Below are 5,199 nucleotides of genomic sequence, written 5' to 3'. Positions count from 1 at the left end.
TCCTGTTCGATGCGCCGGGCGTAGGCCGGTGCGGCGATGAGCGCCCGGCGGATCGAACAGGACGCGCACCCACGCGATGAGGCGGCCGATAAGGTCGGTCATGTCGTCAGCTCCGATCAGTGGATTCAGGATTCAGCTGGTGGCCACACCCCCGGACGGCTCCACCCGTCGCGGGGGTCTCGCGGCTACAGACTGTATCTAAAGCATTCTAGGCATGCTAGGGATTCTACGTATCGCGTGCAGCGCTAGGTATACGCATGCTGAACCGGTGATCGAATTCGCTCCCGACATTCCTCGCTGGCGCCAGGTGGCGGAGGTGGTGCGCCGTCGCATCGCTGACGGCACCTATCCACCGCGTACACGCGTTCCGTCCGTCGTGCAGCTCACGGCGGAGTTCGGGATCGCCAACGCGACGGCGCACAAGGTTCTCCGGGCGCTGCGCGAGGAAGGGCTGACCTACACCGAGCCCGGCCTCGGCTCCTTCGTCGCCGAGCGGTCGAAGACCGCAGGGGGCGAGCCCGACAAGTAGACGGGCCCGAGCTGCCGGAGCCTCGGGCGATGCCTCAGGGGACCGTCTCGCCCCGTATCAGCGGCCCGCACACCGGCTGGATGTCCTCGGGGAGGTCGTCCGGGCGGCACCAGCGGGCCTCCAGGATCTCGAAGGGATCGAGGCGCAGCTCGCCGCCCAGCAGCCGGGCCTCGTAGGCCACTTCCAGGCGGGTGCGGAAACCGCTGTTCAGCATCACGAGGCGGCCCGCCTCCACGTCGAGGCCGGTCTCCTCCTTCACCTCGCGCACCACGGTCTGCCGGAAGTCCTCGTCCTTGTGGGCGAAGCCGCTCGGCAGGCCCCACTGACGGCCCGGTGGCCACATCCGGTGCCGGAGCAGCAGCACCCTCCCCTCGTCGTCGCGCACGACGCCGGTCACCCCGACCACGAACTTGGCGTTCAGGAACCACATGAGGCGGCTCTGGACGGGGCGCAGGAGTCGCCAGAGACGGGCAATGAGTCGTCGCACGGGGCCTCGGGAGGTAGGAGCGGGGCGGACAGGGGCTTCCCTGGTGGGGACGGTACCCGTCCCGGTGCCCGCCCCTCACCCGCCGACACCTCCGACGCTTCCGGCACCCCTGCCGGGACCTCCCGGGCAGGACCTCTCCGTCCGCTGTCACCGGCTGCTGCTAGAACTGTGCGCACCTCAGCCCCAACCCCGAGGAGCCACCGTGGAGTTTCCGGCCGATGTGCCGCAACATCCTTCCTCCGTAAGCCACTTGGACAAGTTCTACGGTCTCCCCGTCCTGACCTTTCCGCAGGCGTCCTCCGCCGACCCCCTGCCGGCCGATCCCGCTTCCGTGGCGTGGCGTATGCAGTGCGGCATGTATACCGGGGACGAGGCTTCGGACGACTACTGGAACCGCTTCACCGAGATCGTGCCGCTGGAGCAGGTGCGCGCGCTCGTCATCGGCTCCGCGTGGTACGGATCCGACGGCTGGCCCGATGACGCGGTCGAGAAACTGGTCGGGCTGAGTTCCCGGCTGACCGGCCTGGAAGCGCTGTTCCTCGGGGACCTCGAATTCGAGGAGAGCGAGATCTCCTGGATCACACAGTCCGATGTCGCCCCCCTCCTGGAGGCGTATCCCCGGCTGCGGGAGCTCGGCGTGCGCGGCAGTGAGGACCTCGCGTTCCCCGCCGTCCGCCACGAAGGGCTGCGCACCCTGCGCTTCGAGACCGGCGGGCTGCCCGCCTCGGTCGTGCGCAACGTGGCCGCGTCCGATCTGCCGTCCCTGGAGTGCCTGGAGCTGTGGCTGGGCGACGAGAACTACGGCTGTGACACGACGGTGGAGGATCTCCGGCCGCTGCTCACCGGCGAGCGGCTGCCCTCCCTGCGCCATCTGGGGCTGCAGAACAGCCGGTTCCAGGACGAGATCGCGGCCGCCGTGGCCCATGCCCCGGTCGTGCCCCGGCTCGCATCCCTCAGGCTGTCGATGGGCGCGCTCGGCGACGAGGGCGCCGCGGCCCTGCTGAGCGGGCAGCCGCTCACCCACCTGCGCCTTCTCGACCTGCACCACCACTACCTGAGCGACGCCATGATGCTGCGGGTCTGGGACGCCCTCGAACCGGCGGGCGTACGGGTGGACCTGTCCGAACAGGAGAAGGACGACGAGATGGACGAGGGCACCCGCTACGTCGCCGTCGCCGAGTGACCTCCCCTTCCCGCCCCGCCCCTTCTCCGAAAGGCCGCCGTGCCGAACCCCCTGCTCCCCCTCGACGACCACGACCGGCGCATCGTCAGCCACGAGCTGAACGCCGAGGCCCCCTGGCTGGATCCCGAGGAACCCGTGACGCTGGGCCACGTCCTGCGCGCGGCGGCATCGCGGCACGGTGATCCCGGTGCGACCGGTTCCCGGCTCGCCGAGCTGGGGTACCGGGTCCCCTCCCCCGAAGAGCTGGCCTCGGTCACCGACGACGACCGGAAGATGATCAGCCGCGACATCGACGGTTCCGGGCCCTGGATCGGGCCCGGGAACGACGGTCACCTCAGGGGCCATGTCCTGGCGGCAGCCCTGCGGCTGAACCGGCCGCCCGCCGAGATCGCGGCCCGGCTCGTCGAACTGGGCCACCCGGCGCCCGCACCCGACAGCTTTCCGGAACGGGTGCTGGACGAAGACCGGGACCTGATCATCCACCGGGACAGGACCAGCCCCAGGCGCTGGATCGCCGACGACACCCTCGTGACACTCGGTCACGTCATCGCCGTCCTCCAGCACATGGGGAAACTGACCAGGGTCCCGCAGCAGACGGTGCTCGCGATCGCCGCGGTGTGCGAGCGTTTCACCCGGCTGGGCTACCGGGTCGCCCCCGGGGCGGCGGAGGTCACCGTCGACGACGTGGTACTGACCAGCGTAGGACTGGACGGGTGCACACCCTGGCTGCTGGACCCGGACGAGCCCGTCCCGCTCCACCACGTCCTGCGCTTCGCCCAGGCACACGACCGCGACCCCAACGAGGTCGTCGTGCGGCTCGGCCGGCTCGGATACCGCCGGCTGCCCGAGGGACCGCTGGCCGGTTCCGTGGACCGTGAGGAGGTCGGTCTTCTCGGGCACGGGGGGAACAGGAAGACCTGGCTCGCGCAGGAGGACCCGGCATGGTTCCCCCACCTCGTCGCGGTCGGCGTCGAAACCGGGAAGGCCCCCGCCGAGGTCGCGGACCGCCTGCGGGCACTCGGCTTCACCATCCCCGAGCAGGAGCTTCCGGCCGAGGTGTCGGAGAGTGACCTTCCGCTTGTCAGCGGCCGGGCCCTCACCGGGGCCGTGCCCTGGCTCTCGCGTACGGACCCGGTGCCGGCCGGCCACGTCTTGTACAACGCCCATGCCCAGGGAGTGAGCGCCGCGTCGGTCCTGGCCCGGCTGGCGAAGCTCGGCTACCCCAGCCTGCCCGACGTCCCCGACCGTCACGTCACCGAGGACGACCTGCGGCTCATCAGCGAACGCGGGGACGGCGCCGCGCCGGTGCTGGGGAACACCGTGCCCTACGGCCGCGTCCTGCGGGCCGCGGCAGTCTCGGACACCGGCCCGCGTGAGATCGCGGACCGCTACCGGGAACTGGGCTACACCGACGTCGTCCTCCCGGACGGTCCACTGCCCGAGTCCGTCACGGAACGCGACGCCGACCTGGTCACCACCGACACGGGCTGGCTGGCGCCGGACGAGGCGGTCCCGCTCCCGCACGTCGTGCGGCGGGCGCACGCCGAGGGCGTCGGCCCGGCCGGCATCGCGCGGCGGCTGCACGCCCTGGGGTTCCCCCAGGTGCCCGCCCCGCTGCCGGACACGCCGCATCCCGGCGACCTGGTCATGATCAGCAAGGATGCCAAACCGGACGGACCGCACATCCCGTCGACCGGTGTGCCGGAGGGCCATATCCGGCGCGCCGCCGACGCCGTGGGGGTGAACCCCCACGAGGTCGCTGTTCGGCTGGCCGTTCTCGGCTACCCCCTGGAGTTCACCCCGCATCCCGACGACGCGGTGATCGTCAGCGAGAACGCCGACGGCCGAGGACCCTGGCCGTGGTGGCCGGCCCTGGGGCGTGTTCTTCTCGCCGCGAAGGTCCTCGGCCGTACCCCGGAAGGGATCGTCGACCGCCGGAGGGAACTCGGTTACCGCGAGGAGGACCTGCCCGACGCGGGCGGTTTCGAGGAGCAGGACGTCCTCCTGCTCAGCGAGAACCTGGACGCCCGCGGGCCCTGGATCGGCTCGAGCCGCCACATATCGCTGCAGCGCGTACTGCGCGCCGCGCGGATCACCGGCCGCAGCCCCCAGCAGATCGGGGAACGCCTGACGCTGCTCGGCCGCGAGGTCCACGTTCCGCCGGCGCTCGACGTGCGCGACAACGACCTGCTGGAGGCCCTGCCCCGGTACGGCAAGCCGGTGAAGACCGAGCACGTCCTGGCCGCGGCGAGCAGGGCGGGCAGGAGCCCGGCCGAGGCGGCCGCCCGCCTGCGCGAACTGGACATCGAGGTCCCGGACCTGGACTACCCGACCAGGCGCCCCGCCGCCACCCCGCCCCGGCTCCCCTGACGGCGGCAGGTGCCCGGGGCCGACGTCACCGGGCCGGGGGAAGCGGAGTCGCGCGCAGACCGCCACCGGTGCTCCGGTGTGCTGAGCGGCTTGCCGTTCGGTGGGCGGGACCGAAGGACGGCGGAGGCCCCGGATGCGCTCGGTCCGCATGACGGACGAAGTTGACCCGGGCGGGACGAGGGACTCATCGTCAGGTACGTAGAAGCATCACGGTGCTGACCGAGGCCATACCCTGGATCGGAAAGTTCATCGCGAGGCACAGTTGCCGAGGGGCCCTCCGCCCTCTCCACCCAGCCCGAGGAAGGCACCGTGAAGACGTCCAGTGCTGCCAGTTCGTCCGCCCCGGCCGCCGTACCCGGGGCGGCTCCGGGACATGCGCCGGAGGCGGCGGGCGCCCCGCGCGGCCGGGGCTCCCTGGGGCCGGTCGGCCTGGTGCTCGCCGGGGGGATCTCCGTGCAGTTCGGCGGCGCCCTCGCGGTGACACTGATGCCGCGGGCCGGCGCGCTCGGGGTCGTGACGCTGCGGCTGCTGGTGGCCGCGGTCGTGCTGCTGGTGGTGTGCCGGCCCCGGCTGCGCGGGCACTCGCGCGCCGACTGGACCACGGTGATCGCCTTCGGCATCGCCCTGGCC

Annotated in this window: 4 protein-coding genes and 1 pseudogene; 4 read left to right on the top strand and 1 reads right to left on the bottom strand. The window is 71.9% G+C overall.

The window, feature by feature from the left end; genetic code table 11:
* Positions 1–268 precede the first annotated feature (268 nt).
* Complete coding sequence (locus AOK11_RS36705) at positions 269–529, top strand: GntR family transcriptional regulator (protein WP_206189004.1); 261 nt, start codon at positions 269–271, stop codon at positions 527–529.
* 34 nt (positions 530–563) lie between these two features.
* Here the strand turns inward: AOK11_RS36705 and AOK11_RS36700 are convergent, their stop codons facing one another.
* Positions 564–1,016, bottom strand: a complete 453-nt coding sequence (locus tag AOK11_RS36700) for an NUDIX hydrolase (protein WP_079035312.1) — start codon at positions 1,014–1,016, stop codon at positions 564–566.
* A 250-nt stretch (positions 1,017–1,266) separates the two neighbouring features.
* On the opposite strand from AOK11_RS36700, the gene AOK11_RS36695 reads away from it, so the two are divergent.
* The 3 genes and pseudogenes from AOK11_RS36695 to AOK11_RS36685 all read left to right on the top strand — a co-directional run.
* Entirely contained in the window at positions 1,267–2,199 is a 933-nt protein-coding gene (locus tag AOK11_RS36695; protein ID WP_240497630.1) for an STM4015 family protein, read from the top strand.
* A 39-nt stretch (positions 2,200–2,238) separates the two neighbouring features.
* Positions 2,239–4,569 carry a wHTH domain-containing protein gene (locus AOK11_RS36690; protein WP_055597955.1) on the top strand — a complete coding sequence of 777 codons (2,331 nt, stop codon included), beginning with the start codon at positions 2,239–2,241 and terminating at the stop codon, positions 4,567–4,569.
* Positions 4,570–4,878: 309 nt separating this feature from the next.
* Positions 4,879–5,199, top strand: a pseudogene (locus tag AOK11_RS36685) (EamA family transporter); the annotation flags it as partial.

The sequence above is a fragment of the Streptomyces hirsutus genome, from assembly GCF_001418415.1.
Taxonomy (GTDB): Bacteria; Actinomycetota; Actinomycetes; order Streptomycetales; family Streptomycetaceae; genus Streptomyces; species Streptomyces hirsutus.
This window is presented reverse-complemented; position numbering and strand designations above follow the sequence as displayed.